Here is a 23,428-nt window from a genome sequence, read left to right as displayed (position 1 = left end):
CCCCAAAAAGGGCGGGTCCATCACACTGATGGCCCCGCCCTTTTTGTTTTCTTTCTTTTTTTGTTCTCGCGCTTTCGGGCACCCGCTTTTCCTCTTCCATTCCATGTCCGACAACACCCAGGGCCTTGGCCTGAAGACCGGCTCAGCAGCCCTGCGCGCCGGGGTCGAGCTGCTGTCCTCCATGCGGTTCGCGATCTCGCTCTTGACGGTGATCTGCATCGCCTCGGTGATCGGCACGGTGCTCAAGCAGCATGAGCCGGCGGTCAACTACGTCAACCAGTTCGGGCCGTTCTGGGCCGAGCTGTTCGGCGCCCTGCAGCTCAACGCGGTGTACAGCGCCTGGTGGTTCCTGCTGATCCTGGCTTTCCTGGTGACGAGCACGTCCCTGTGCATTGCCCGCAATACGCCCAAGATCCTGACGGACCTCAAGGTCTACAAGGAAAACATCCGGGAGCAGAGCCTCAAGGCCTTCCACCACAAGGCCGAGGCCGACCTGAACGAGCCGGCCGAAGCCGAGGCACGCCGCATCGGCACCATGCTGGCGGGCGGTGGCTGGAAGGTGCGCCTGCAGCAGCGCGACACGGCGGCGGGCCCGGGCACGGGCTGGATGGTGGCGGCCAAGGCCGGGGCTGCGAACAAGCTGGGGTATATCGCGGCGCACAGCGCCATCGTGTTGGTGTGCGTGGGCGGCCTGCTCGATGGAGACCTCATCGTGCGCGGCCAGATGCTGCTGCTGGGCAAGTCGCCGTACCAGGGCGGCGGCCTGATTGCCGACGTGAAGCCCGAACACCGGTTGTCCGAGCGCAACCCCACGTTCCGCGGAAACCTGCTCGTTGCCGAGGGGACGCAGTCGAGCACCGCGATCCTGAACCAGTCCGACGGCGTGGTGCTGCAGGACCTGCCGTTCGCCATCGAACTCAAGAAGTTCATCGTGGAGCACTACTCCACCGGCATGCCCAAGCTGTTTGCCAGCGAGATCGTCATCCACGACAAGGCCACGGGCGAGAAGACGCCGGCGCGCGTGGAAGTGAACCACCCGGCCAGTTACAAGGGCATCGAGATCTACCAGTCGAGCTTCGACGACGGCGGCTCGCATCTGAAGCTGCGCGCCGTGCCCATGGCGGAGGGCGCCAAGCCGTTCGACATCGAGGGCGTGGTGGGCAATTCGACACAGCTCACCAACAAGGGCGGCGGCCCGGGCAGCGAGACGCTGACGCTCGAATTCACCGCGCTGCGCACCATCAACGTGGAGAACTTCGGTGGCGCTGGCCCCGGCGCCGCGGGCGTGGACGTCCGCAAGGTCGACCTGCGCGAGTCCGTGGAGTCGCGCCTTGGGGCCGCCAACAAGACGGTCACCAAGAAGGAGCTTCGCAACGTGGGCCCGAGCGTGAGCTACAAGCTGCGCGACGCAGCCGGCCAGGCGCGCGAGTTCCACAACTACATGCTGCCGGTGGACACGGGCGATGGTGCACCCGTGTTTCTGCTGGGCGTGCGCGAGACGCCCTCCGAGCCCTTCCGCTACCTGCGGGTGCCGGCCGACGACAAGGGCAGCATGGACGGCTTCATGCGCATGAAGGCCACCCTGGCCGACCCCGAACTGCGTGAAGTGGCGGTGCGCCGCTACGTCGCCCAGGCCATCGATGCATCGCGCCCCGACCTGGCCGAGCAGCTGCGGCAGTCCGCATCCCGCGCGCTGGCGCTGTTTGCGGGCCGCGGCACAGTGGACGGCAAGCCCACAGGCGGCCTGCAGGCGGTGTCGGACTTCATGGAGGCCAACGTGCCCGAGGCCGAGCGCTCCCGTGCGGGCGAGGTGCTGGTGCGCATCCTGAACGGCACGCTGTTCGAGGTGGCGCAGTTGTCGCGCCAGCGGGCCGGCCTGTCTCCGCTGCCGCAGGATGACAAGACGCAGGGCTTCATGACACAGGCGGTGCTGTCGCTGTCCGATGCGCAGATCTACCCCGCGCCGCTGGTGTTTGAGCTCACCGACTTCACGCAGGTACAGGCCAGCGTGTTCCAGGTGGCCCGCGCCCCTGGCAAGAACGTTGTCTATCTCGGCTGCGCCTTGCTCATCCTGGGCGTTTTTGCGATGCTGTACGTGCGCGAGCGCCGCGTCTGGGTCTGGTTGGCCCCGCGCGACGGTGACGGCGGCCGCGCCCACGCCGTCATGGCGTTGTCGGCCAACCGCAAGACGATGGACGGCGACCAGGAGTTCGTACAGCTCGCACAGAAATTGATCGGAGCCGGCACCACGGCCCCGGAAGGCACCGCATGAACACCGCCACTACATCTTCATCTTCCACGACCAATACCACGGTCACCTTGAACGAAGGGTTCTTTGCCCGTCGCAATTGGTTCGACTGGCTTTTCGCCGCCATCGTCGTGGCAGGCGGGCTGTATGCGCTGCAGCGCTACGGCAGCTTCATGGATGTGTACGAGAAGGGCATCCTGCTGGGCGCCATCCCGAGCACCATCTGGCTGTGCTGGTTCTGGCGCCCGCTGCGCGTACTGCTGCTGGTGGTGGCGGCGGTGGCTCTGATGGCCATCGGCCTGTACCAGCAGGACGGCGCCGGCAGCCTGGCGCGTGCCGATGCGGTGTTCGGCCTCAAGTACTTCCTGTCCAGCCAGTCCGCCATTTTGTGGATGAGCATGCTGTTCTTCATGAGCACCATCTTCTACTGGGTGGGCATGTTCTCTCGCGGCGAGGGCCGCACCATGAGCATGCTGGGCTCGCGCATCGCCTGGGCGGCGGTGGCCATGGCGCTCATCGGCACGCTGGTGCGCTGGTACGAAAGCTATCTCATCGGGCCTGACATCGGCCACATCCCCGTGAGCAACCTGTACGAAGTGTTCGTGCTGTTCTGCTGGATGACGGCGGCGTTCTACCTGTACTACGAAGAGCAGTACGACACGCGCGCCCTGGGCGGCTTCGTGATGCTGGTGGTGAGCGCAGCCGTGGGCTTCCTGCTCTGGTACACAGTGGTGCGCGAGGCGCATGAGATCCAGCCCCTGGTGCCGGCCTTGAAGAGCTGGTGGATGAAGCTGCACGTGCCCGCCAACTTCATCGGCTACGGCACCTTCGCGCTGGCCGCCATGGTGGCTTTTGCCTACTTGATCAAGCAGCAGGCCACCGAAACCCGCTGGTACAAGCTGGCCCCGCTGTGGCTGCTGGGTGTGGTGCTGTGCTTCGAGCCCATCGTGTTCCGCCAAGGTGCCACGGAGAACGGTGGTAGCTACTGGATGGTGTATTTCGGCATCTCCGCGCTCATCGTCGCGGGCATCCTGCTGGGCCGCAAGCGCATTGCAGCGCGCCTGCCCTCGTTCGAGATCCTGGACGACGTGATGTACAAGTCCATTGCCGTAGGCTTCGCGTTCTTCACCATCGCCACTGTGCTGGGCGCCCTTTGGGCGGCCGAGGCCTGGGGTGGCTACTGGAGCTGGGACCCGAAGGAGACCTGGGCGCTGATCGTCTGGCTGAACTACGCGGCCTGGTTGCACATGCGCCTGATGAAGGGGCTGCGCGGCACGGTGTCGGCGTGGTGGGCCCTGGTGGGCCTGGCAGTGACGACCTTCGCCTTCCTGGGCGTGAACATGTTCCTGTCGGGGCTGCACAGCTACGGCACCTTGTAGGCTTGCTGGGCGCTGGCCGCCGCAGCGGTTAAAGGCTGAGCGCGGGGAAAGAGGGGCTCGGCACGGGGCTGCGGCTGGCAGCAACTATTGGGTCTTCGGTGTAACCTGGGCGGTACAGGGAACGAACTAGCAGTAGTCCTGCTCTATCGTCCTAACCGATACCCCCCGAGAAAACTGGAGACCGCCATGCTGATCCCGCCCCGCAACACAGGCTTCAACCACCCGCACTCCTGCGAGATCACGCCGCGCGCGGTGTACGAAGACCGCCGCCAGATGCTTCGGCTCATGGCTGGTGGCGCAGCAGGGGCCGCGCTGGCTGCCTGGGCGGGGCGCGAGGCCATGGCGCAGGCGGCGGCCGTGCCAAAGCCCGGCAAGCTGGCGGCGCTGGCCAGCACCCGGTCGGCGGTGGCTGGCGCGGTCACCATGGAAAAGCTCACCGACTACAAGGACGCGAGCACCTACAACAACTTCTACGAATTCGGCACCGACAAGGCGGACCCGGCACGCAACGCCCACACCTTGAAGACCACCCCCTGGACTGTGGAAGTCGAGGGACTGGTCAAGAAGCCCGGCAAGTACGGTATCGAAGACCTGCTCAAGCTCAGCGCGCAGGAAGAGCGCATCTACCGGCTGCGGTGCGTGGAGGGCTGGTCCATGGTCGTGCCCTGGGTCGGCTATTCGCTGGCGGAGCTGATCAAGCGGGTCGAACCCCAGGGCAGCGCCAAATACGTGGAGTTCGTGACGCTGGCGGACAAGGCCACGATGCCCTACGTGGGCTCGCGCGTGCTGGATTGGCCCTACGTGGAAGGCCTGCGCATGGACGAGGCCATGCACCCGCTGACCCTTCTGGCTTTCGGTATGTACGGCGAGGTGCTGCCCAATCAGAACGGCGCGCCGGTGCGGCTGGTGGTGCCGTGGAAGTATGGTTTCAAGAGCGCCAAGAGCCTGGTGAAGATCCGCTTCGTCGAGAAGGAGCCCGGCACCGCCTGGAACAAGGCGGCCAGGCAGGAATACGGCTTTTACTCCAACGTGAACCCCGAGGTCGACCACCCGCGCTGGAGCCAGGCCACGGAGCGTCGCATCGGCGAGGACGGCCTGTTTGCCAAAAAGCGCAAGACGCTGATGTTCAACGGCTATGAAGCCCAGGTCGGCCAACTGTACGCCGGCATGGACCTCAAGAAGTTCTACTGAGCCGTCGCTGCTGACAAGGCCCGCCACCGCGCTGCACTCCGACGACATCAAGGCCCGGCAGACCCATGCGAAAACTCTTGCTTCATCCGGCCGCCAAGCCCGTGGTGTTCGTGCTGTGCCTGCTGCCGCTGGCCTGGTTGGTGTATGCCACGGTCGCCAATCAGCTGGGCGCCAACCCTGCCGAGGCGCTGATCCGCGCCACCGGCGACTGGGCGCTGCGTGCGCTGTGTCTGGTGCTGGCGGTGACGCCCGTGCGCGTCATCAGCGCCACGCCGCAGTTGGCGCGGTTTCGGCGCATGCTGGGCTTGTTCGTGTTCTTCTACGCCGTGCTGCACCTGTTGAGCTACGCCTGGTTCGACATGGGGTTCGATCTGCCGGACATCCTGCGCGACATCGCCAAGCGGCCCTTCATCCTGGTGGGCTCGCTGGCCTTGCTGCTGCTCACCTTGTTGGCGGCCACGTCGTTCAACCGCGCCATCAAGGCCATGGGGGCGAAACGCTGGCAGGCCCTGCACCGCACGGTCTATGCCGTGGCGGGGCTCGGCATCCTGCATTTCTTCTGGATGCGCGCCGGCAAGAACAACTTTGGCGAGGTCGCGGTGTACGCCGCCATCCTGGCCGCCTTGCTGGGCTGGCGGCTGTGGCATCGGCTGCGCAAGGACCGCGTTGCTGCTCACCGTGGCGGGGCCGCCAGCCGGCCTGCATCGCCGGCCGCACGCGCCAAATCCTGAAGAAGCGCAACGGTTTGATTTGCTATTGAAATAATAGCTTTCGGCGCTTGACTATCAGGCGGTAGAGTGACTTTTAACCCTTGAAGGCCAGCTGCGTGCTAACGCAATGGCTGGGCACGCATTTGCCGGCTCACCGGATCGATGTGGGCCGTGGGGATCTGGTAGGCACGGTCGTCAAAGAGATCGATGCCGCACATCAGGTTCTCGATCCAGTCGAAGAAGTCGCTGATGGCCTTCTTGCCCATGATGGGAGCACCGTGCTGGGGCACCAGCATGGAGATCTCCAGCTTCCGCGCCATCTGCGTCCACAGACGCAGAATCTTGTTGGAGACCATATAGCGGCGGTGGAACCCCTCCATGCGCGGGATATGGGGCTTGAGGTCGGTAACCGGCACGCGCGCTTCGGCCCCCGACATCATCGACACCCCCAGGTCGCCCGTGAACAGGATGCGGCTGACCGGGTCGTAGAAGTGGAAATTGCCTTCGGAATGCATGAAGTGCGCCGGCAAGAGCACCAGCTCATGGCGCCCCAGCGGCAGGTGGCCGCCGCTGTCGGGCACGCCGATCACGCGGTTCTCGGTCTTGCCGACCTTGGTGAAGTGGGGGGCAAACCGCTCCCACACGCGCGATATCACCAGGTCCGCCTTGGTGCTCGTCATCCAGCGGTCCAGCGAAGCGATGATGTCCGGGTCCGCGTGGGATGCAATCAGGTAGGACAGCTTGTGCGGGGGGAAGTGCTTGGTCATCCCCATGAACAGCTCGTTGAAGGCCAGGTTGCCGCCCGGGTCGATGATGGCGCCCGTGTCGTCGTCCACGATCAGGAATTGATTGGCCTGCACGGCCTGGCCGTCTTCCTCGATCAGGTCGGTGAACATCAGACAAGCATGGTTCTTGTCGCGGTAGAGTTCCAGGGCCATGGCCATCCTGCAGTGCAATAAAGCACCCACTCTACGATTGCCACTGCAAAGCGTCCTTGATGGAAATCAAGAATGACGCCATTGGCACCGGCGCCTTCGCCACCAAAGCCGCCCTGTGGTCTGTCAGCGCGGAGCGGATGCCGCGTCAGCGGCTGCTGGCGCAGGGCCTGCAGGCATGCGGGAAGCACCGCTGTCGCGCCCGGCTCCGCTCCTGGGGGCGAGAGTCTCCGGAAGTGTGGCGCGCTGCGCGGCGGTAGCGTCGGTCGGCAGGTACAGCGGACCCCGCTGACCACACCCGGCAATGGCCGCCGCACTGGCAGCAAGGACAAGCGTCCTGACTAGAATTTGGGGAGCTTTCAACATGCGCAAATTGTACTTATCGACAGTCGCGCGGCTAGCGAAATTCAAGGGGTTCCACCCCTTGACCCCGAAGCCCTAACCCGCGTGAGATATGGAGCGTCAGGCCGTATCACACGATAAATCGCGCACTTGATAGTGCCAAGACCGACGCCCCACAAGACAGCAAGCTCATCCATCGTTGCAGCCCCTGCAACGTACATCGATACCACTTGCGCCTCATCCTCAGCGCACAAAGCCCTGCGTCGCCCCCAGCGCTTGCCCCTAGCACGCGCAGCAGCCTGCCCTGCCATCACGCGCTCACGAATCATCGAGCGCTCCAACTGCGCGACCGCCCCGAGTATCTGGAAGGTGAACTCACCAAAAGGGTTCGAAGTATCGAGAGGCTCTGTCAGGCTCTTAATTGACGCGCCCACGCGCTTCAACCTCGACAAAATCGAAAGCAGATCGGCAAGACTGCGAGCAACACGATCCAGCTTCCAGACGACCAGGACACTACCCCGCTGCAAAGCCGCCAACGCCCTTTGCAACTGCGGCCGAGGCCCCACACCAGACCCCGACTCAACAAAGACCTTGAGAACGCCCGCACGTGCGAGAGCATCGCGCTGCAGAGCCGTATCTTGATCCGCCGTTGAAACCCGCGCATAGCCGACAAGCATCACACCTCCTAGAATTGTTTTGGACCGGGAACGAATCGAGAAAAGTTAGCGGCAATACAAGGGCTTCAATCCACCGATAAACCGCATAAAACGCGAGGGAACCACATGCACAAATTTGGGATTGACTTGCAGCAACTAGAAGCGGAAATGGTCCGCGCCGCAGTCTTTCAACTGTCCATTAGCCTCATCGTTTTGATACTGCTCTTTTGGGCAACGTACTGGGTGATAAAAGCAGGCGTACGCGATGGCATACGCGAGGCGAACCCGATGCAGCGGAGCGGTGGACACCCAACAGCACCGCCCGGCTACCGCTGGACATTGACCAAAGACGTAGCGAACGCGGAAGACATGAGAGCTGATTAACCGCCAAAGTGACCGCCCCAACCACTGGGCGGCATGTTGAACGCCGGATTGCGGATGCCCAGGGCCTGCGGTATGTCGGCCTGAGTCATGTGGCCGGGGAGGTTTAACTCTGGTGTCGGCGCGGGCGCAGTGCGCACCTCGTGCATAGGCTCAGGGCGGGCGACTGGAGCGGGCGGCGGCAGCGCATGCTGCATGGCCTGCGGCTGTTGCCAGTCCACGAAGAAACCACGCTTCACGATCTGGAGGCACGTAGCCGCGCTGACTTGCATCACCGTGGCCTGTTGCGTGTAGCAATTGCACTTGTCGCCCATGCTCACGCACGCGGCTGGATACGGGGCCACCGTGGGCTTTGTGACCTCATCGTATGCAGGCGCGCTGTGCGGGAAATCAGGGAGCCTTGCGTGCCGCGCTTGCAGGTATTCCGCCACGGTCTTAGGCCCTTGACCCGGCGGGCCACCAGATGCAGCGGCGACAGTTTGCGTCTGCGCTGCGGCTGGCTTCGCCGCGCCCTTGGGATCGCCCTTCGCGAGCAACTTGGACGATGCCGCCCACAGCAGGAGAGGCAGAGCGATGAGGCACAGCAACAGCACCCACAACTGACGCGGCAAGCGCTTTTTACCGGTATGCAAGCTGGCCGACTTGTACCAGCCGTAGACCTCCTTGGGGAACGCCTGCATGGTCACCGTGCCGGTCTTGCCACTGCCGTCTTTCTCGCAATTGGGATTGACTGCGGGCCACTCCAACACGCTGACCATATCGACACCAAACGAGCGCTTGAGATGACGATGCCATCCAGGCGGGCCGACAAGCCTGCGCACGAAGCTATCGAGGTTCTGCGGGTGCTGGGTCACCAAGTAGAAATCAAAGCCGCGCCTGCGATGCTCTGCAAGCATCTTGACGGCATCGGGCACCGTGGAGCCTGCGGGCCGGTTTGGCAGGTCATTGTGGGCCTCATCGATCAGGAAGATGGTCCCGTCTGGCTCATCCTGCCAGTCTTTGAAGTCGATCTTTTTCCAGCCCGCCAGCTCACCGCCCTCAACAGGCTCGAATCGCCCGTTATGGCACACAGGGCGGCTTTCCTTGAGCTGACGTTCACGCACCCATTTCAGGGTGTTGAGGGTCTTTCCTGCGCCATTGGCGCCGCTGATGATGTGGAGCATGGTGGCCTACTTCAAAATCCAACGCTTGAAGGTGTCGGAGGTAAGGCCATCGAGCAGCATGCGCGCCGCGATGGCACTGGTGACGATGCTGATGGCAACACCGACTTTCATCATCGACAGCATGCCGAAGACCTCAGCGGGCAGCGCTGTGAAGCTTTGGACTGCCTGAGCCTTGAGAGCGTCCAGGCTGGCATTGACGCCGGTATACGTGACGACCGCCATACCCAAGGCAATCAGGACACGACCGACAAGCGCACCGGCAAGATTGATGAGCATGCCGCCGATAGCAGCAATGAAGACTGGCATGGTTACCCCCTACCTACGATGCGAACGGCCAGCAGCAGGGCGACGCCGATCATGATGTTTCCGATGACGCCCACGATCGGACAAACCTTGCTCATGGGGAGCGATACGGCCTGTCCCATGACAGCAATGTTCAGGTCTTGGATGCACTGCCCACCACCGCCAAATGCATCGGCCGTGCTGACGCGGTTTGCCATGCTTTCTTCGCGACTCCCCGGCAGGTCTTTTGTCTGCGCGCCTTCCTTGTTTTTGTTGGACTCGTACAGCGCGGACTCTGGCGATGCATCGTCAAACAGCTTGCACGCCCTGATGTGCTGTTCTTTCGCCATGGCGCACTGAATGGCGTCGCCGTCACACTGGAAATTCCACGCGCAGGAGCCGCCCCAGGTGCTTTTTTTGCAGATGGGTGAGTCTGGGTTTTCTTCACAGAAGCCGTCGCCCTCGCCGTCGCCGTTACCGCCACCAGGGTTGCGCGTGGCCGGGCCTTTGTCGCCGCCGTCCTTATCGTCCTGCCGCCTGCAGATGGCGCTTTCAGGGTTGCGAGCGCAATAGGCTTGACGGTTGACGCCCTCCGTGGTGGTCGTGGTGGTGGAGGTGGTGCCGTCTGGCTTTGTGGTGGTGGTGGTTTCCGTGACCTTGCACTGATCACCAACGCATTTGATGTTCGTCTTCGTCGTGGACTTGTTGCCGTTGCCATCGGTGGTCTGGTCCCGGTCGTTGCCCTCAGTCTCACCAGTCCAATCCTCTATGCAAAGCTCGACACCCATAACCGTGGTCTTGTAGCCCTGCCTGCAGTCTTCGGGCTGCGGGTTTTCCTTAGGCGGCTGACTGCCGTCAGCCAAGCTGCAGACGAGTGAGCCATTGGCACGCGGGTCCCCCTCATCCAAAGCAATAGAGAACCCATTGGTCCACGACTTGCCCTGATCGTCCTTAAAGCCAAGGTCACCAGTGAACCAGTGTTTGCAGCCTTGCCCATCGGGCATGCCATTGACCTGTGCGCACGTTGCCGCACCGTCCGCGTACTGGGACAGCGGACCGCCAACGCGCATCGAACGGTCACTATTGAGCGTGCTGTTCCAGTGCGATGCTGCATCCTGGCATAGCTGTTTTGGCGTGCGGTCATCGGGCTTGACGCAAGCCTTTTGACCGTCAACGGTCCTCTCGTGATAGCCCGAATCACAGGTGCAATTCCCGTTGCTGTCCTGAGTCGAGTTCGCAGGACATGCTTTTTGAGCGGTGGCCGTACACCACACGGCCCCACCAGCGCAGCCGCCAAGCTCGGACGCGATACCGCGTACGCCATCGGTGACAGTGATGCCGGTATCAGACCACGTGCGGCACCCAACATGGCCCGGAAACTCGGAATCCCATTTGGATTTTTGCGCCGACAGGCAGGCGCTTGGACTGGTATAGGTTTGGCCGTTCTTGCTGCCGACCCACTTATCGACTGGGTCGAACGCCTGAGCGCCTAAGGACACAAGCGAGAGGCAGGCCAGGAGCCAGAGGCGCACTAGGCGGTGAAGATCAGCCATGCGGCCCCCAGGACGGTAACGATGACGAGAATGCCCATGTGTGCACCTTGAAGAAGCCCACCGCGTGAGCTTTTGCAAGGCCCCTGCCGGCCGGTCAGGGACGCATGCTCAGCCGATTAGCTGATGGCGCGGCGGACCCACTTGAAGGCCGCGATGGACACGACCACCACCAAGACAGCGGCACCGATCAGGCCGATGGGAGTGATGGTCCCCTCGATCTCGGTCACGACGGGGCCGACGTCGATCACGGCGTGGGCGTTGCCAGCCAGGGTCAGGGCCAGAGCTGCAGAGGTAGCTGCGATGCGACGGGTTTGCAGGTTGAAGCGGTTCATTTTTCAGTCCTCACTAGGTTGATTTCCATCGGAACTTCTGACCGTCTGCACAAGGACACGGATGCCCCATGCAGCCGCCCAGATCACCAGGATGGCGCTGGCGATTGCGGACCCCTCTGCAGGCGATAGCTGCAGGAGGGGGATGTTTGTTTGCTGGCCGGCTTCGCTGGCCGTGAGCAGCACGTAGGAGCCTGTTGGGCAGGTGTATTGACCGCCTGATACGGTGGCCTCACCGGCAGACCAAACAATCTCAGTGCGGCCCGTGGTGGACACCAGATTGCGGAGGCCGGACGGTGCTGTATCGAGGACGACGCAGAGGGCCATCAGAGGTACCTCCGCGCCCAAGGGCAAATCCGCCGCAGCCATCTATGCACGCGCGGGTCAAAGACGCACGAAAGCCACAGATAGCAAATGCCAGCGCCAGAGAAGCCACCAGCAGCAGCGACAAACCAAACTTCCCAGGCGCTAGCCATTGCACCCCCGGCGTGCGGCTTCGATGCGCTGGCGACGGGCAGCTCGGGCATGCAGGCGCAGGGCCAGGACATGCATCGAGCCCACCAGCATTTGCCAGAGGGCAGCGCCTAAGAAGCCGCTGCAGATGCCCACGATGGCGAGACGATGGGCGACGTGTACGAGGTCGATTTCCATTTGTGGCCCGGGAACGTTTTGCGATGTTTCGCGATTGAAGGGGTAGCCGCCTGATGCCCTCAGAGGGGCACAGAGCGGTGCAATTCGCGAAGGTCCACGACCTGCGCCCGGTGGAAGGGTTCGGCGTGGTCTTCGATGAGCTGCGCGACGGTTTCGAGGTCTTCGAGCGCCACGGCTTCGCGCAGCAACATGACCCATTCGGGCTGGCCGTCCTCATACGAGGGGGCGAGGAATGCGCCCGTGGTTGCCGACTGGATCACGTAGGTCATCACGCAGCCTTGGCGGTCGCTTTGTCAATCGGGCGGATATCCACCAAGACCATCTTGGTGCCGTCCTGCGCTGCAGCAGCCATCTCAAACGTGGCCATGGCCTTGACTGGCAGCGATGCGCCCAGGTGTGCCCACTTGTCGAATTCCTTGGCGTCGCCGAGCTTGAAGGGGCGGGTGGCGCGACCGATGGAGCGGCCTGCGCTGTTTTCTGCAAGGTCCACTTCGCAATGGAATGTGGTGCTGCTGAACGCACGGCCTTCAACCACGCCTTCGCTTTCCTTGACGCCGTGGACGATGACTTCGGATTGAAATTTCATGATGGTTTCTCTTTGGTTGCGGCCTTGGATTGAGGGCTATGCGGTGACGTGGCCAGCGTCTGCGCCCTTGAAAACTCGTTTGGTTGCGCGTTCGTAGACGCGGGCGATCTCTTCGCGCTTGAAGCGGCGAAGGCGACCGGGAAGGCTTGCGCCTTCGACGATGGCGGCGAACTCTTCGCCGTCCATGAGGGTGAACATGAGGGCCAAGCTGGGGCCTGCGACGTCGCGCACCCAGCGCTTGTTGCGCGTGACTTCTGCTTCGATGGTTTCAGCGGCCAGACGGCCATTGCAGGCAAGGCTTGCTGGCTCGAGCTCAAGCAGTTCGTCCGCTTCGCGCAGCAGCGCGGCGTGCCACGTGCTGGCTTCTGCAAAGAAGTCAGCGGGGCGGCGGAGCATGTCCACATCGAGCACGCGGGCCTTGTTGCCCAGGCGCAGCTCTGCACGCATCCAGCCGGAGGCGTCTTTGTCGCCGAAGAGCTGGTGGCCCTTTTCGTAGATGTTGGTTTGCTTGCCGACTTCTTTGGAGCCGACGTAAAAGCTACGGGCCTTGCCGTTCATCCAGTCGCCGACCATGTTGCACTTCAAGCGCTTGCCGCCTGAGTCCATGAGGCCGCTGTCGTAGTCGGTCTGGATGCGCTGCATGCCGCCTGCGATGCCTTCGAAGAAATCAAGGGCGAGGTCGCAGCGCGTGAGTACGCCCTTAACGTCCTCGACCAGATCGGCCATGGCGAAGCGCCAGGAGGGCTTTGCAAAGGTGCATGCCGTGCCGTAGAGGTTGACGTGCAGCGTGCGCTTTTGCGCTTGCTGGCGCGGGCTTTCACCGCTGGCACCGAAGCCGATCCAGCCGACTTCTTCGCCGTTGCGCTCGATGCTCCAGCGGCTTTTGTAAAAGTCGTGCCCTTTGCGGATTTCAGGGGCGACTGTGAAGCCTTCGCCGAGCGCATCCACGACGCGCATTGCCAGTTCTACGGCTTGTGTGCTGAGCGCAAAATCGGCGTCTGGCACTTCCTGCAGCTTGCGCATGAAGCGGGCAAAGCGCTGGGCTTCGTAGGTGCCGTGGTCCTCTTCATGCGGGGACATGGGGCGCTCCAGGGTGCTTTGCGCTGGAGGCGGAAAAAGCACGTCTGCCGATGGCATCGGCGCGTTGCGCACTTGGCAGGTGAAGCGCAGCCAATCGACGTGTACAGGCACCTTGGTTTCAAGGCGTTCAGCAATCAGGCGGACCTTGACCTGATTGCCTTCGAGTACGAGGGCGCAGGTTTGCGAATGCTTGTTCAGCTTGGAGTTTGCTGGGCGGGTCATTCGGTGGCCTCTTGTTGGTTATCCCCGTGATTACCATCGGGGATGGTCGGCGCCTGCCCCGCCCCGGCGCCCGCGCCCGCGCTGCGCCAGCGTGCACGGCCGCACGTGGCGCAGGCGTCTGTGCACTCAGCGTCAAAGCCAGAGCAGGCAGGGCGCATCCCTGCGGGACCGGGCTCTATGGCTGCGCCACCAAGCCCTTGCAGGTCTTGGCCCATCCGGGTAACGATCCCTTGCGCGGCGGCGCGGGCGGTGGAAGCGTTTTCAAGCGGCACGGGCTGCACGCGGGGCGACATGGGCATGCTGCCCATACCCTGCCCCACGCACCCCTGCGGGGCCGCGCTAGTCGCGCTGCGCGGGCCCCCGGTTGTCTCCAAAGACAGGGGGCGGCGGCGCACGAGGAAGACCGCAGCAAAGAAGACGCACCCAAAGGCAGCGCCAACGGCCATCCCGCAAAGCAGATCGAGCAGCGTGGGACTCATGGCAGCAACCCCTGCATGCCTTCCATTCGCAGCACGTGCAAGCGGGCGCGGTCGGCTTGGTGGCCGGTGCGCAGGTAGGCGCCGACCACGGCAGCGCAATGCTTGTAGTCAGCAGCCCTTGCGGCACCGCCTTCGAGAACGCTTTTCGGGACCGGGGCCGCAATGGCCCGGCGGCAGCGGTATTGCAGATCGCGCTTTGTTTCGGGACTCATGCTGCGACCTCAACAGGCACTGGCTTAAGCCCACAGGATGGACGAGAAGCACCACCAGAGTGATGCTTCCAGCCGAAAAACCAAAAGCCACAACGCAAACCGCAACGGGCGCAGACATATCGAGCGGTCATTGCAGAACCCCGTTTGCGCGTGCACCGTACAGACCAACCTGCTTCCAATTGCGGTTGCACTCTGCGAAGCGGACCATGGACTGCAGCAGTTCGTTAACGCTGCAATCGAGCAGGCCCGCCGTCTCGCGCAGCTTGGCAATGATTTCTGGCTTGTCGGTGAAATCGACGCGGGCCTTATCGGCGCGGTAGGCGGCCTTGCGTGCTGCTGCACTGACGTGGGTCGGCTTGCGGCCTTTGCGCTTTTCGTTCCCGGCGCACTCCCCACCGTTTGCGATGCAAGCCACTGCACAACTACTGCCATCGCTGACAGCTTCGGGGGGAGTGCAATCGTTCGCCGCTTCGGGTGCGGCAATCTCAGGGAGAACGAGTTGAAGGGCTGGCATGGGTGGCTCCATGGTGGTAAAGTTGTCTTACGAGTAACGGATAACACTATCCGCATTACGTAAAACGTAATTTAACACACAAATTACGGAATTGGTAATTGATTCTCCCTATGGAGGGGCGCCACTATGTATGCTGAATTAATCGAGAACCTTACCGCCGAAGATCGGAAAGCCCTGGCAGAACAAGGCGTTCCGTCATCTCGCGTGAGCGAATGGCGAACAGGGTTTAGAGTGCCCACCCGCCCCCAAGCGCTGGCGCTGGCCACCGTAAAGGGCGTGGACTATATGGAGCTGGAGAAAGAGCTGGTCATGATCGAAGCCACCGAAGAGGCCAAGAAAAAACCAGCCATGGCCAGCCTACTTGAACGCATTCGAATACTGTAATGACCGACCTTGAATTCATGGACCACGCCGAAAAACTGCTTCTTGCCGTTGAGCGCAGTTGTGATCGCATCAACGATGACACGGACGCCGACGTGGATGCCCAGCGGTCGGGCGGCATGGTGACGCTGACGTTCCCCAATCGAACTCAGATCGTGATCAACCTGCAAAGGCCTCTGCACGAGGTGTGGATGGCCGCGCGGTCGGGCGGCTACCACTACCGCTTTGATGGACAAGCTTGGCAAGATACCAAAGGGGCCGGTGAATTTTTCACCTGCCTGAGCCGTGACGCTACCCAGCAGGCGGGCCTGGCGCTGCGGTTTTCCGCCTGACGCGGCCTGCAGGCCATCCCCCGCAGATGCCGGAGTCTGTGGTCTGACAGGCCTGCTCTTGAGGCCCGAAGACTAGTTACGGAACAGGTCGAGGATGCGATTGCGCTCCTCGGCCGGTGGGGGTGCGTGGGGCGTGGTCGCGGAAGAGCCTGGCGCTGCCGAAGAGCGGTCTTCCAGTCCGACGCTTGCCACGCCTGCATTGCGCGCGTATTCCTCATAGAACCATTCGCCGCCAACGTTCACGACGCCTGGCGGCACGGTGGGTTCCATCACCGGCACCCCCTTGAGGGCCTTTTCCATGAAGTTGATCCACACCGGCAGGCTCAGGCCACCGCCAGTTTCGCGGCTGCCCAGATTGCGCGGTGTGTCGTAGCCGATCCAGGTGACGGCTGCCACGGTGGGTTGATAGCCCGCGAACCAGGCGTCTACGGAGTCGTTGGTGGTGCCGGTCTTGCCGTAGAGGTCGGGGCGCTTGAGAGTGGCCTGCGCGCGAGCGGCTGTGCCGGAGCGCGTGACTTCCTGCAGCAGGCTATTCATCACGAATGCATTGCGCGCTTCAATGGCACGCGGCTGCTCGCTGGTAACGGGGGGTGTCGTCTCCGAGATCACGCGACCCTTGTGGTCCGTCACCTTGGCGATCAGCCATGGGTTCACGCGGTAGCCCCCATTGGCGAACACCGAATAGGCGGTGGCCATCTGCAAGGGGGTGACCGAGCCGGCGCCCAGGGCCATCGTGAGGTAGGCGGGGTGCTTTTCCGCATCGAATCCGAAGCGTGATACCCATTCCTGCGCCGTCTTGGGGCCGACGGCCTGCAGGATCCGGATCGAGATCATGTTCTTGGACTTCGCGAGGCCGGTGCGCATGCTCATCGGTCCGTCGTACTTGCCGTCGTAGTTCTTGGGCTCCCACGGCTGGCCGCCGGTGGTGCCGGCATCGAAGAACAGGGGCGCGTCGTTGATCACTGTAGCGGGCGTGAAGCCTTTCTCCAGTGCCGCCGAGTAGATGAACGGTTTGAAGCTCGACCCAGGCTGGCGCCAGGCCTGCGCAGCATGGTTGAACTTGTTCTTGTCGAAATCGAAACCGCCCACAAGGGCTCGAATCGCTCCGGTGCGCGGATCCAGTGCCACCAGGGCGCCTTCCACCTCGGGCAGCTGTGTGATCTCCCAGGCGTTCTTGGGTGTCTTCACCACTCGGATCACAGCTCCGCGGCGGATCTTGATGTTGGGCGGCGCCTTGTCGCTCAAGCCCGACTGGACCGGCTTGAGACCGTCTCCGGAGATCTCCAGCACGTCGCCGTTGGCGCGTGCAGCGACAATCTTGCGGGCCGATGCCTCCAGGACCACGGCCGACAGCACATCGCCGTTGTCGGGATGGTTGGCCAAGGCATCGTCGATGGCATCTTCCACTTCTTGAGCGCCTGTGGGTAGCGCTACGAACTTCTCAGGTCCACGGTAGTGCTGGCGGCGCTCGTAGTCCATGATGCCGCGGCGCAGCGAAGCGTACGCAGCCTCCTGCTCCCCCGCATTGAGGGTGGTGTACACATTCAAACCGCGCGTGTACGCCTCGTTTCCGTACTGGGTGAAGATGAGCTGGCGCGCCATCTCGGCGACGTATTCGGCATGCACGCGGGTATTGTCGGGCCCGGAGCGGATCTTGAGGTCTTCCTTCTTGGCGGACGCGGCTTCATCGGCCGTGATGAAGCCGTTTTCCTGCATGCGCTCGATGATGTAAAGCTGCCGGGAACGGGCGCGCTTGGGGTTGCTGATGGGGTTGTAGGCCGAAGGAGCCTTCGGCAGGCCTGCCAGCATTGCGGCCTCCGCGACCGACACGGATTTGAGGGGCTTACCGAAATACGCCTCGGAAGCAGCGGCAAATCCGTATGCACGATTTCCCAGATAAATCTGGTTCATGTAAATCTCGAGAATCTGATCCTTCGTGAGTAAATGCTCAAGCTTGAAAGTCAGTAAGATTTCGTAAATTTTGCGTGTAAATGTTTTCTCCGATGAGAGATAAACATTTCGCGCCACCTGCATTGTGATAGTCGAAGCGCCTTGGCTCTTCACTCGGCCCAGATTGGCCAAGCCGGCGCGCACCACCCCCTTGTAGTCCACGCCCCCGTGCTGGAAGAAGCGCGCATCCTCGATGGCCAGCACGGCGTCCTTCATGACCTTGGGGATCTCGTTGATCGGCGTCAGGTTGCGCCGCTCTTCCCCGAACTCCCCGAGGAGTGCTCCTTCGGAGGAATACACCCGCAGGGGCAGCTTGGGGCGGTAGTCCGCCAAATCTGAGATGTCTGGCAGGTTGGGATAGGCAACCGCCAGCGCCACCGCGATGGTCAGAGCGAGGCCGAAGGCTCCCGCCAGGGCGAGACCTGCCGTCCAGGCGAAGGCAAGGAAGATCCAGCGAAGCCAAGTGGGGCGAGCGCGAGGGGCAGGGGAGTCCGGCGTGCCGGAAGGCTTCGTGGGAGAGGGCGACATATCGCTCCGAGGGGGTAAGACTGCCTATTATAAAAAACGCGTGTCCTGGGTCGGGGAAATCCTGCGTGCATGTCGTCCGATTGCCCGCCGAAAGGTGGGAAGTCACCGCCAAACGGTGTTGCACATCACCAAAAAATCGTCTGCTTTTGGCAACGCTCGAACAACGTTACACGGGGAAAAATCTTTGCTGGAGAAGTACCTTACTGATAGCATTCATGTGAAGTGTTAAGTTTTGTTGCCTCATTTTGGCAAGTTATAGGGGACCAATCTTGAGCTCAATGGGGTCTTTGTTCAGCCGCCAGTCGGCGCCGCTGCTGGGAATCGACATCAGCTCATCCAGCGTGAAGCTGGTGGAGCTCGGGCGCGATAAGGCGGGTGCTCTGGTTCTGGAGCGCTGCGCGATCGAGCCACTCGAGCGTGGCTGGATCGCAGACGGAAACATCGAAAAGTTCGATGAGGTGGCCGAAGCTTTGCGTCGGCTGGTCAAAAAAAGTGGAACCCGCACCAAGAACGTGGCGCTGGCGCTTCCGGCGTCTGCAGTCATCACCAAGAAGATCACCCTGCCTGGCGGCATGACCGAGCAGGAGCTTGAGGTGCAGGTCGAGTCCGAAGCCAATCAGTACATACCGTTTTCACTGGATGAAGTGAGTCTGGACTTCTGCGTCATCGGTCCCAGCAAGAACGCACCCGGCGACGTGGAGGTGCTCATCGCAGCTTCTCGCAGAGAAAAGGTCCAGGACCGGCAAGGGCTGGCCGAAGCTGCGGGGCTCAAGCCCGTTGTGGTCGATATCGAATCCAACGCGTCCCGTCTGGCTGCAGGCCGTCTGATCGAGGCGCTGCCCAACAAGGGCGTGGACGCCATGGTGGCGCTTTTCGAGGTCGGTGCGCTGACCACGAGCATGCAGGTCATCAAGAATGAAGAAGTCTTGTACGACCGCGACCAAGCATTCGGCGGTGCGCAGTTGACTCAATTGATCGTTCGGCAATACGGGTTCTCGGTGGAAGAGGCGGAGAGCAAGAAACGCAGCGGAGACCTCCCGGAAGATTATCAGTCGGCTGTTCTCAAACCCTTTGTTGACAGCATGGCCCAAGAAGTTTCCCGGGCGCTGCAGTTCTTTTTCACCAGCACGCCGCACAACCGCGTGGACCATGTGTTGCTGGCCGGTGGTTCTGCACCCCTGCCAGGTCTTACAGAAGCGGTCACGCAGCAGACAGGTTTTGCCTGCAGCACGGTCAATCCTTTTGATGGTATGGAAATTGGTAGTTCGGTGCGGTTAAAGAAGATGGTTCGTGAGGCGCCGTCCTATCTGACCTCGTGCGGTCTGGCCATGCGGAGGTTCCTGCAGTGATTCTGATCAATTTACTTCCCCACCGGGAGGCCGCGCGCAAGCGGCGAAAGGAAGCTTTTCAGGCGACGATGTTTGCTTCGTTCCTGATCGGCTTGGCCATTGCCGGCGCTATCTATTGGTGGTTTCAGATGATGATCACCAATCAGCAAGAGCGAAATACGTTTCTGCAAGGTGAAATCAAGGTCCTGGAAGGCCAAATCAAGGAAATCGCCAACATCGAAGATGAAATCGCTGCGTTGCGCGCCCGCCAGAAGGCTGTGGAAGATCTCCAGTCCGATCGCAATCTTCCCGTTCACCTGCTCAATGAACTTGTGCGCCAGATACCTGAAGGCGCGTATGTCTCCAGCATCAAGCAAACGGATCAGGTGATTTCGATGCAAGGTTTTGCGCAATCCAATGAGCGCGTCTCCGAAATGTTACGCAACCTGACTGACAACACGCCTTGGCTCTCCAAGCCTGAGCTGGTTGAAATTGTTGCCAGCAATATCGCACTCACGCCCCGCGATCAGCGCAGAGTTTCTTCGTTCAACCTGCGTTTCAGGCTGATGCGCACGGGTGAAGTGGACAAGGCGAAAGAGGCTGCTAGCGCTGCCACTGGAAAATAAAAATGGCAAAAAAATCAAAAAATAATGTTGATTTCGTTGCTTTTCAGGAAAGTCTTTCCAGGCAATTCAGAAATCTCGACCCCAAGGATCCATCGCTTTGGCCTATTGCGCCTAAGGTGCTCTTGTGCGTTTTCATCGCAGGTGCTGTAGCCGCGCTGCTTTGGTTTGCCAAAATCAAGGACTACGAAGAAGAACTCAACTCTGAGGTGCTCAAAGAGCAAAGCCTGCGCCAGGATTACCAAACCAAATTGATTAAAGCGGTGAGCTTGGAGGCGTTGAAGCGTCAGCGGGAGCAAATTCAGCAGTACGTTATTCAATTGGAAAAGCAACTGCCGAGCAAAGCGGAGATGGCAGCATTGCTGTCTGATATCAACCAGGCGGGGCTGGGACGTAGTCTGCAGTTCGACCTGTTCAGGCCTGGTCAGGTCGTTGTTCGGGATTATTATGCCGAGTTGCCAATCCAGGTGCGAGTGACTGGTCGATATCACGACATGGGCGCATTTGCGTCTGATGTGGCGCATCTCTCCAGAATTGTCACGTTGAACAACATTTCTATTGCACCGAAGGAAAAGGACAGTGGCACGCTGACCATGGAGGCGACAGCCCGGACCTTCAGGTACCTGGATCCAGAAGAAATACAGGCACAGAAGCAGGCGGTGAAAGGGGCGAAAAAATGATGTCGAAAAAATCGATTTCAGTTGCCGCTGTCCTGAGCGCTGCTGCCTTGTTGTCGGGGTGCGGCTCGTCGGGTGACGAGGAACTTCGCCAATGGATGACTGAATTGCGCGCAACTACAAAGCCCCGTGTTACACCTTTGACAGAGCCCAAGCAGTTTACTCCGCAGGCATATGCGATGGATGCTGGTATTGAGCCGTTCAATTCCGTCAAGCTAACGCAGGCTTTGAAGAGGGAGTCCAACCAATCCGCATCCAATGCAGCCCTGATTGCGCCGGAAATGGCACGGCGGAAAGAACCGCTGGAGGCCTATCCCCTGGACGTCATGGCCATGGTGGGTAGCCTAGACAAGGTGGGCACGCCGACGGCTCTTTTGAGGGTCGACAAGCTGCTGTACCAGGTCAAGGTGGGAAATTACATTGGACAGAATTACGGAAAGATTACTCGAATCACGGAGAGTTCCATTCAGTTGCGTGAAATTGTTCAGGACGCGACGGGCGACTGGATCGAGCGGGTCACTTCGTTGGAATTGCAAGAGGGCAAGAAATGAAATATTCGAAAATCTACAATGCTAAGATCTGCCGACTTGCGGTAGGGGTGTCCTTCGCGATTTTGGTGCCGCTTGACGCATGGGCGCAAGCGGTCATTCAGTCCGTGGTTGGAAGCACGCAAAACGGCATCGATATGGTGCGAGTCGATTTTGCGGAACCTCTGCAAGCATTGCCCACTGGCTTTGCCATTCAGTCACCTCCGCGAATTGCCCTGGATTTTGCTGGCGCCTCCAACGCGACAGGGAAAACCTCCTTTGATGTGAATCAAGGTAATGTGAAATCGGTGAATGTGGTGCAGACGGGGGATCGTTCTCGGGTCGTTCTGAATCTGAAGCAATCGACTTCCTATTCCGCTGATATCCAAGGTAAATCGCTGATCATTTCGCTGGGAACGACGGCATCCACAGGCGTTGCCGTCCAAGCGGCGCGAACACCCGCTTTTGCGGATTCGCAAAGTTCCGATACGCAAGTGTTGAAGGATGTGGACTTCAGGCGCGGCGCTGACGGTTCTGGGCGCGTGATTGTGGCTTTGCCCTCGACCCAGGTAGGTGTTGATATTCGTGCGCAGGGTAAGGGCTTGGTTGTCGACTTTCTGAAATCTTCTCTGCCCGAAGGCTTGCGCCGCCGCCTGGATGTGGCGGATTTTGGGACACCGGTTCAGGCAGTCACGACCGTTCAGGATGGCGAGCGCGTGCGAATGACCATTGAACCTGTGGGTGACTGGGAGCACAGTGCTTATCAAAGTGATAGCCAGTTCGTGGTTGAAGTCCGTCAGAAAAAGGTGGATTTGAACAAGCTGACCCAAGGTCCAGGTTACACCGGCGAAAAGCTGTCGCTGAACTTCCAGAACATCGAAGTCCGTTCACTTTTGCAGGTGATTGCCGATTTCACCAACTTCAACATCGTGACGTCTGACACGGTGACTGGTGCTTTGACGCTGCGATTGAAGGATGTTCCCTGGGACCAGGCATTGCAGATCATCATGGACGCCAAGGGCCTTGGGATGCGCAAGTCAGGCTCGGTGCTGTGGATTGCTCCGAAGGACGAAATCGACGATCGCACGCGCAAGGACTATGAAGCGGCGGTGGCGATTCAGAAACTGGAGCCCCTGAAGACTCAGGCGTACCAGATGAACTACGCAAAAGCAGTTGACATGGTGACTCAGTTGACTACAGCTTCAACCGGCGCTGCTGGAACTTCCAACCGATTCCTTACGGAACGCGGCAGTGCCATTGCCGAACCTCGAACCAACCAATTGTTCGTCACCGATACTCCCAGCAAACTCGAGGAAGTGCGCCAATTGCTGGCCACCCTGGATGTCGCGGTCCGTCAGGTGATGATTGAAGCTCGAATTGTCGAGGCGTCCGATACTTTCGGGCGTTCTTTGGGAGTGCGCTTGGGCGGTACGGACTTGCGTGCCAATCGCGGCGGGACGGGCGGTTACACCGCCGGCAATAGCGCTATCGCCTTCGGTACGTCCTACAACAACGCAGTGGCATCGTCCGGCGCAGGTGGTACCACCAACACTTTGGGCCAGTTTGTCAATTTGCCAGCCGCAACAACGGGGGGCTTTGATCCGGCAAGTTTTGCATTCTCGATTTTCAGTCCTGCAGCCAATAGGTTTCTGAACTTGGAGATATCTGCGATGGAGGCCGACAGCAAGGGCAAGGTCGTTGCAAGCCCACGCGTCGTGACAGCGGACCAGACCAAGGCGACGATCGAGCAGGGCACGGAAATCCCGTATCCGGTCACGGCTCCCAACGGCGGGACGGTGATCGCTTTCAAGAAAGCGGTTCTCAAGCTGGAGGTGACCCCTCAGATCACGCCCGAAGGAAATATCATTCTTGATCTGGACGTGAACAAGGACAGCCCAGGAGAGACCTTCCTGAGTGCCCGTGCGATCGATACCAAGCATGTCAAGACGCAGGTGCTTGTGGAAAATGGAGGCACCGTGGTGATTGGGGGCATCTTTGAACTGGATGAAAGTGAAAAGGAAGCAAAAGTCCCATTGCTTGGAGATTTGCCCGCGGTAGGGAATTTGTTCAAAAACAAGACAAGAACTTCCAACAAAAAGGAAATGCTGATTTTTATCACCCCCAAGGTGATTTCTGAGCGCACCGCGATTCGATAGTATTTAGCTAGGG

The 23,428-nt window shown here is 60.8% G+C and carries 26 protein-coding genes; 12 read left to right on the top strand and 14 right to left on the bottom strand.

Annotated features, from left to right (window positions below):
• Window positions 1-103: 103 nt before the first annotated feature.
• From KW835_RS02805 to KW835_RS02790, 4 genes are all read left to right on the top strand, one after another.
• Entirely contained in the window at window positions 104-2,272 is a 2,169-nt protein-coding gene (locus KW835_RS02805; RefSeq protein ID WP_218380741.1) for a cytochrome c biogenesis protein ResB, read from the top strand.
• Window positions 2,269-3,627 carry a c-type cytochrome biogenesis protein CcsB gene (gene ccsB, locus KW835_RS02800; RefSeq protein ID WP_218380740.1) on the top strand — a complete coding sequence of 453 codons (1,359 nt, stop codon included), beginning with the start codon at window positions 2,269-2,271 and terminating at the stop codon, window positions 3,625-3,627. The genes KW835_RS02805 and ccsB overlap by 4 nt, the downstream gene beginning before the upstream one ends.
• Window positions 3,628-3,813: 186 nt before the next feature.
• Window positions 3,814-4,818 carry a protein-methionine-sulfoxide reductase catalytic subunit MsrP gene (msrP, locus tag KW835_RS02795; RefSeq protein ID WP_218380739.1) on the top strand — a complete coding sequence of 335 codons (1,005 nt, stop codon included), beginning with the start codon at window positions 3,814-3,816 and terminating at the stop codon, window positions 4,816-4,818.
• Window positions 4,819-4,883: 65 nt separating this feature from the next.
• Complete coding sequence (locus KW835_RS02790; protein WP_218380738.1) at window positions 4,884-5,549, top strand: sulfite oxidase heme-binding subunit YedZ; 666 nt, start codon at window positions 4,884-4,886, stop codon at window positions 5,547-5,549.
• A 98-nt stretch (window positions 5,550-5,647) separates the two neighbouring features.
• Here KW835_RS02790 and KW835_RS02785 read toward each other — a convergent pair whose 3' ends face one another.
• From KW835_RS02785 to KW835_RS02775, 3 genes are all read right to left on the bottom strand, one after another.
• Complete coding sequence (locus KW835_RS02785) at window positions 5,648-6,466, bottom strand: MBL fold metallo-hydrolase (RefSeq protein WP_218380737.1); 819 nt, start codon at window positions 6,464-6,466, stop codon at window positions 5,648-5,650.
• A 123-nt stretch (window positions 6,467-6,589) separates the two neighbouring features.
• Complete coding sequence (locus KW835_RS02780) at window positions 6,590-6,829, bottom strand: lipoprotein (protein WP_218380736.1); 240 nt, start codon at window positions 6,827-6,829, stop codon at window positions 6,590-6,592.
• Window positions 6,830-6,870: 41 nt separating this feature from the next.
• On the bottom strand, window positions 6,871-7,482 hold the full coding sequence (locus KW835_RS02775) for a recombinase family protein (protein ID WP_218380735.1): 612 nt from the start codon (window positions 7,480-7,482) through the stop codon (window positions 6,871-6,873).
• Window positions 7,483-7,587: 105 nt separating this feature from the next.
• Here KW835_RS02775 and KW835_RS02770 point away from each other — a divergent pair, with 105 nt between their 5' ends.
• Entirely contained in the window at window positions 7,588-7,845 is a 258-nt protein-coding gene (locus tag KW835_RS02770; protein WP_218380734.1) for a hypothetical protein, read from the top strand.
• Here the strand turns inward: KW835_RS02770 and KW835_RS02765 are convergent.
• The 10 genes from KW835_RS02765 to KW835_RS02720 form a co-directional block, all read right to left on the bottom strand.
• Entirely contained in the window at window positions 7,842-9,005 is a 1,164-nt protein-coding gene (locus tag KW835_RS02765) for a zonular occludens toxin domain-containing protein (protein WP_218380733.1), read from the bottom strand. The genes KW835_RS02770 and KW835_RS02765 overlap by 4 nt on opposite strands.
• A 6-nt stretch (window positions 9,006-9,011) precedes the next feature.
• On the bottom strand, window positions 9,012-9,311 hold the full coding sequence (locus tag KW835_RS02760) for a DUF2523 domain-containing protein (RefSeq protein ID WP_218380732.1): 300 nt from the start codon (window positions 9,309-9,311) through the stop codon (window positions 9,012-9,014).
• Window positions 9,312-9,313: 2 nt separating this feature from the next.
• A complete protein-coding gene (locus KW835_RS02755) occupies window positions 9,314-10,840 on the bottom strand; it encodes a virulence factor TspB C-terminal domain-related protein (protein ID WP_218380731.1) in 1,527 nt (508 codons plus the stop codon).
• A gap of 116 nt (window positions 10,841-10,956) precedes the next feature.
• Window positions 10,957-11,172 (bottom strand): major capsid protein, encoded by a 216-nt coding sequence (locus KW835_RS02750; RefSeq protein ID WP_218380730.1) that lies wholly within the window; start codon window positions 11,170-11,172, stop codon window positions 10,957-10,959.
• 3 nt (window positions 11,173-11,175) lie between these two features.
• Complete coding sequence (locus KW835_RS02745) at window positions 11,176-11,496, bottom strand: hypothetical protein (RefSeq protein WP_218380729.1); 321 nt, start codon at window positions 11,494-11,496, stop codon at window positions 11,176-11,178.
• A gap of 383 nt (window positions 11,497-11,879) precedes the next feature.
• Window positions 11,880-12,089: a hypothetical protein gene (locus KW835_RS02740; protein ID WP_218380728.1), complete on the bottom strand. Its 210-nt coding sequence runs from the start codon at window positions 12,087-12,089 to the stop codon at window positions 11,880-11,882.
• Window positions 12,089-12,406 (bottom strand): hypothetical protein, encoded by a 318-nt coding sequence (locus KW835_RS02735; protein ID WP_218380727.1) that lies wholly within the window; start codon window positions 12,404-12,406, stop codon window positions 12,089-12,091. Before KW835_RS02735 ends, KW835_RS02740 begins: the two co-directional genes overlap by 1 nt.
• 36 nt (window positions 12,407-12,442) lie before the next feature.
• Entirely contained in the window at window positions 12,443-13,708 is a 1,266-nt protein-coding gene (locus KW835_RS02730; protein ID WP_218380726.1) for a replication initiation factor domain-containing protein, read from the bottom strand.
• A 475-nt stretch (window positions 13,709-14,183) separates the two neighbouring features.
• Complete coding sequence (locus KW835_RS02725; protein ID WP_218380725.1) at window positions 14,184-14,399, bottom strand: hypothetical protein; 216 nt, start codon at window positions 14,397-14,399, stop codon at window positions 14,184-14,186.
• A 127-nt stretch (window positions 14,400-14,526) separates the two neighbouring features.
• Window positions 14,527-14,913: a hypothetical protein gene (locus KW835_RS02720; protein ID WP_218380724.1), complete on the bottom strand. Its 387-nt coding sequence runs from the start codon at window positions 14,911-14,913 to the stop codon at window positions 14,527-14,529.
• Between the two features lie 126 nt (window positions 14,914-15,039).
• Here KW835_RS02720 and KW835_RS02715 point away from each other — a divergent pair, with 126 nt between their 5' ends.
• Both KW835_RS02715 and cyaY read left to right on the top strand, forming a co-directional pair.
• Window positions 15,040-15,297: a hypothetical protein gene (locus KW835_RS02715; RefSeq protein WP_218380723.1), complete on the top strand. Its 258-nt coding sequence runs from the start codon at window positions 15,040-15,042 to the stop codon at window positions 15,295-15,297.
• Entirely contained in the window at window positions 15,297-15,626 is a 330-nt protein-coding gene (cyaY, locus tag KW835_RS02710) for an iron donor protein CyaY (protein ID WP_218380722.1), read from the top strand. The genes KW835_RS02715 and cyaY overlap by 1 nt, the downstream gene beginning before the upstream one ends.
• Before the next feature lie 72 nt (window positions 15,627-15,698).
• On the opposite strand, the gene KW835_RS02705 is transcribed toward cyaY, so the two are convergent.
• Window positions 15,699-18,104, bottom strand: a complete 2,406-nt coding sequence (locus KW835_RS02705; RefSeq protein WP_255593201.1) for a penicillin-binding protein 1A — start codon at window positions 18,102-18,104, stop codon at window positions 15,699-15,701.
• A 269-nt stretch (window positions 18,105-18,373) separates the two neighbouring features.
• On the opposite strand from KW835_RS02705, the gene KW835_RS02700 reads away from it, so the two are divergent.
• The 5 genes from KW835_RS02700 to pilQ are packed head-to-tail and all read left to right on the top strand — an operon-like array spanning window position 18,374 to window position 23,415.
• Complete coding sequence (locus tag KW835_RS02700) at window positions 18,374-19,453, top strand: pilus assembly protein PilM (protein WP_218380721.1); 1,080 nt, start codon at window positions 18,374-18,376, stop codon at window positions 19,451-19,453.
• Complete coding sequence (locus KW835_RS02695) at window positions 19,450-20,058, top strand: PilN domain-containing protein (protein ID WP_218380720.1); 609 nt, start codon at window positions 19,450-19,452, stop codon at window positions 20,056-20,058. The genes KW835_RS02700 and KW835_RS02695 overlap by 4 nt, the downstream gene beginning before the upstream one ends.
• A gap of 2 nt (window positions 20,059-20,060) precedes the next feature.
• A complete protein-coding gene (locus KW835_RS02690; RefSeq protein WP_218380719.1) occupies window positions 20,061-20,735 on the top strand; it encodes a type 4a pilus biogenesis protein PilO in 675 nt (224 codons plus the stop codon).
• Entirely contained in the window at window positions 20,735-21,283 is a 549-nt protein-coding gene (locus tag KW835_RS02685) for a pilus assembly protein PilP (RefSeq protein ID WP_370633574.1), read from the top strand. Before KW835_RS02690 ends, KW835_RS02685 begins: the two co-directional genes overlap by 1 nt.
• Complete coding sequence (gene pilQ, locus KW835_RS02680) at window positions 21,280-23,415, top strand: type IV pilus secretin PilQ (RefSeq protein ID WP_218380717.1); 2,136 nt, start codon at window positions 21,280-21,282, stop codon at window positions 23,413-23,415. Before KW835_RS02685 ends, pilQ begins: the two co-directional genes overlap by 4 nt.
• Window positions 23,416-23,428 lie beyond the last annotated feature (13 nt).

Source organism: Acidovorax sp. sic0104, assembly GCF_019219095.1.
GTDB lineage: Bacteria > Pseudomonadota > Gammaproteobacteria > Burkholderiales > Burkholderiaceae_C > Acidovorax.
The sequence above is the reverse complement of the archived record's forward strand: the minus strand, read 5'-3'. Positions and strand labels throughout refer to the sequence as shown.

Coding starts and splice junctions, on each gene's coding strand:
- KW835_RS02805 (WP_218380741.1), top strand. CDS start 104: ATGTCCGACAACACCCAGGGCCTTGGCCTGAAGACCGGCTCAGCAGCC.
- ccsB (WP_218380740.1), top strand. CDS start 2,269: ATGAACACCGCCACTACATCTTCATCTTCCACGACCAATACCACGGTC.
- msrP (WP_218380739.1), top strand. CDS start 3,814: ATGCTGATCCCGCCCCGCAACACAGGCTTCAACCACCCGCACTCCTGC.
- KW835_RS02790 (WP_218380738.1), top strand. CDS start 4,884: ATGCGAAAACTCTTGCTTCATCCGGCCGCCAAGCCCGTGGTGTTCGTG.
- KW835_RS02785 (WP_218380737.1), bottom strand. CDS start 6,466: ATGGCCCTGGAACTCTACCGCGACAAGAACCATGCTTGTCTGATGTTC.
- KW835_RS02780 (WP_218380736.1), bottom strand. CDS start 6,829: ATGTTGAAAGCTCCCCAAATTCTAGTCAGGACGCTTGTCCTTGCTGCC.
- KW835_RS02775 (WP_218380735.1), bottom strand. CDS start 7,482: ATGCTTGTCGGCTATGCGCGGGTTTCAACGGCGGATCAAGATACGGCT.
- KW835_RS02770 (WP_218380734.1), top strand. CDS start 7,588: ATGCACAAATTTGGGATTGACTTGCAGCAACTAGAAGCGGAAATGGTC.
- KW835_RS02765 (WP_218380733.1), bottom strand. CDS start 9,005: ATGCTCCACATCATCAGCGGCGCCAATGGCGCAGGAAAGACCCTCAAC.
- KW835_RS02760 (WP_218380732.1), bottom strand. CDS start 9,311: ATGCCAGTCTTCATTGCTGCTATCGGCGGCATGCTCATCAATCTTGCC.
- KW835_RS02755 (WP_218380731.1), bottom strand. CDS start 10,840: ATGGCTGATCTTCACCGCCTAGTGCGCCTCTGGCTCCTGGCCTGCCTC.
- KW835_RS02750 (WP_218380730.1), bottom strand. CDS start 11,172: ATGAACCGCTTCAACCTGCAAACCCGTCGCATCGCAGCTACCTCTGCA.
- KW835_RS02745 (WP_218380729.1), bottom strand. CDS start 11,496: ATGGCCCTCTGCGTCGTCCTCGATACAGCACCGTCCGGCCTCCGCAAT.
- KW835_RS02740 (WP_218380728.1), bottom strand. CDS start 12,089: ATGACCTACGTGATCCAGTCGGCAACCACGGGCGCATTCCTCGCCCCC.
- KW835_RS02735 (WP_218380727.1), bottom strand. CDS start 12,406: ATGAAATTTCAATCCGAAGTCATCGTCCACGGCGTCAAGGAAAGCGAA.
- KW835_RS02730 (WP_218380726.1), bottom strand. CDS start 13,708: ATGACCCGCCCAGCAAACTCCAAGCTGAACAAGCATTCGCAAACCTGC.
- KW835_RS02725 (WP_218380725.1), bottom strand. CDS start 14,399: ATGAGTCCCGAAACAAAGCGCGATCTGCAATACCGCTGCCGCCGGGCC.
- KW835_RS02720 (WP_218380724.1), bottom strand. CDS start 14,913: ATGCCAGCCCTTCAACTCGTTCTCCCTGAGATTGCCGCACCCGAAGCG.
- KW835_RS02715 (WP_218380723.1), top strand. CDS start 15,040: ATGTATGCTGAATTAATCGAGAACCTTACCGCCGAAGATCGGAAAGCC.
- cyaY (WP_218380722.1), top strand. CDS start 15,297: ATGACCGACCTTGAATTCATGGACCACGCCGAAAAACTGCTTCTTGCC.
- KW835_RS02705 (WP_255593201.1), bottom strand. CDS start 18,104: ATGTCGCCCTCTCCCACGAAGCCTTCCGGCACGCCGGACTCCCCTGCC.
- KW835_RS02690 (WP_218380719.1), top strand. CDS start 20,061: ATGGCAAAAAAATCAAAAAATAATGTTGATTTCGTTGCTTTTCAGGAA.
- KW835_RS02685 (WP_370633574.1), top strand. CDS start 20,735: ATGTCGAAAAAATCGATTTCAGTTGCCGCTGTCCTGAGCGCTGCTGCC.
- pilQ (WP_218380717.1), top strand. CDS start 21,280: ATGAAATATTCGAAAATCTACAATGCTAAGATCTGCCGACTTGCGGTA.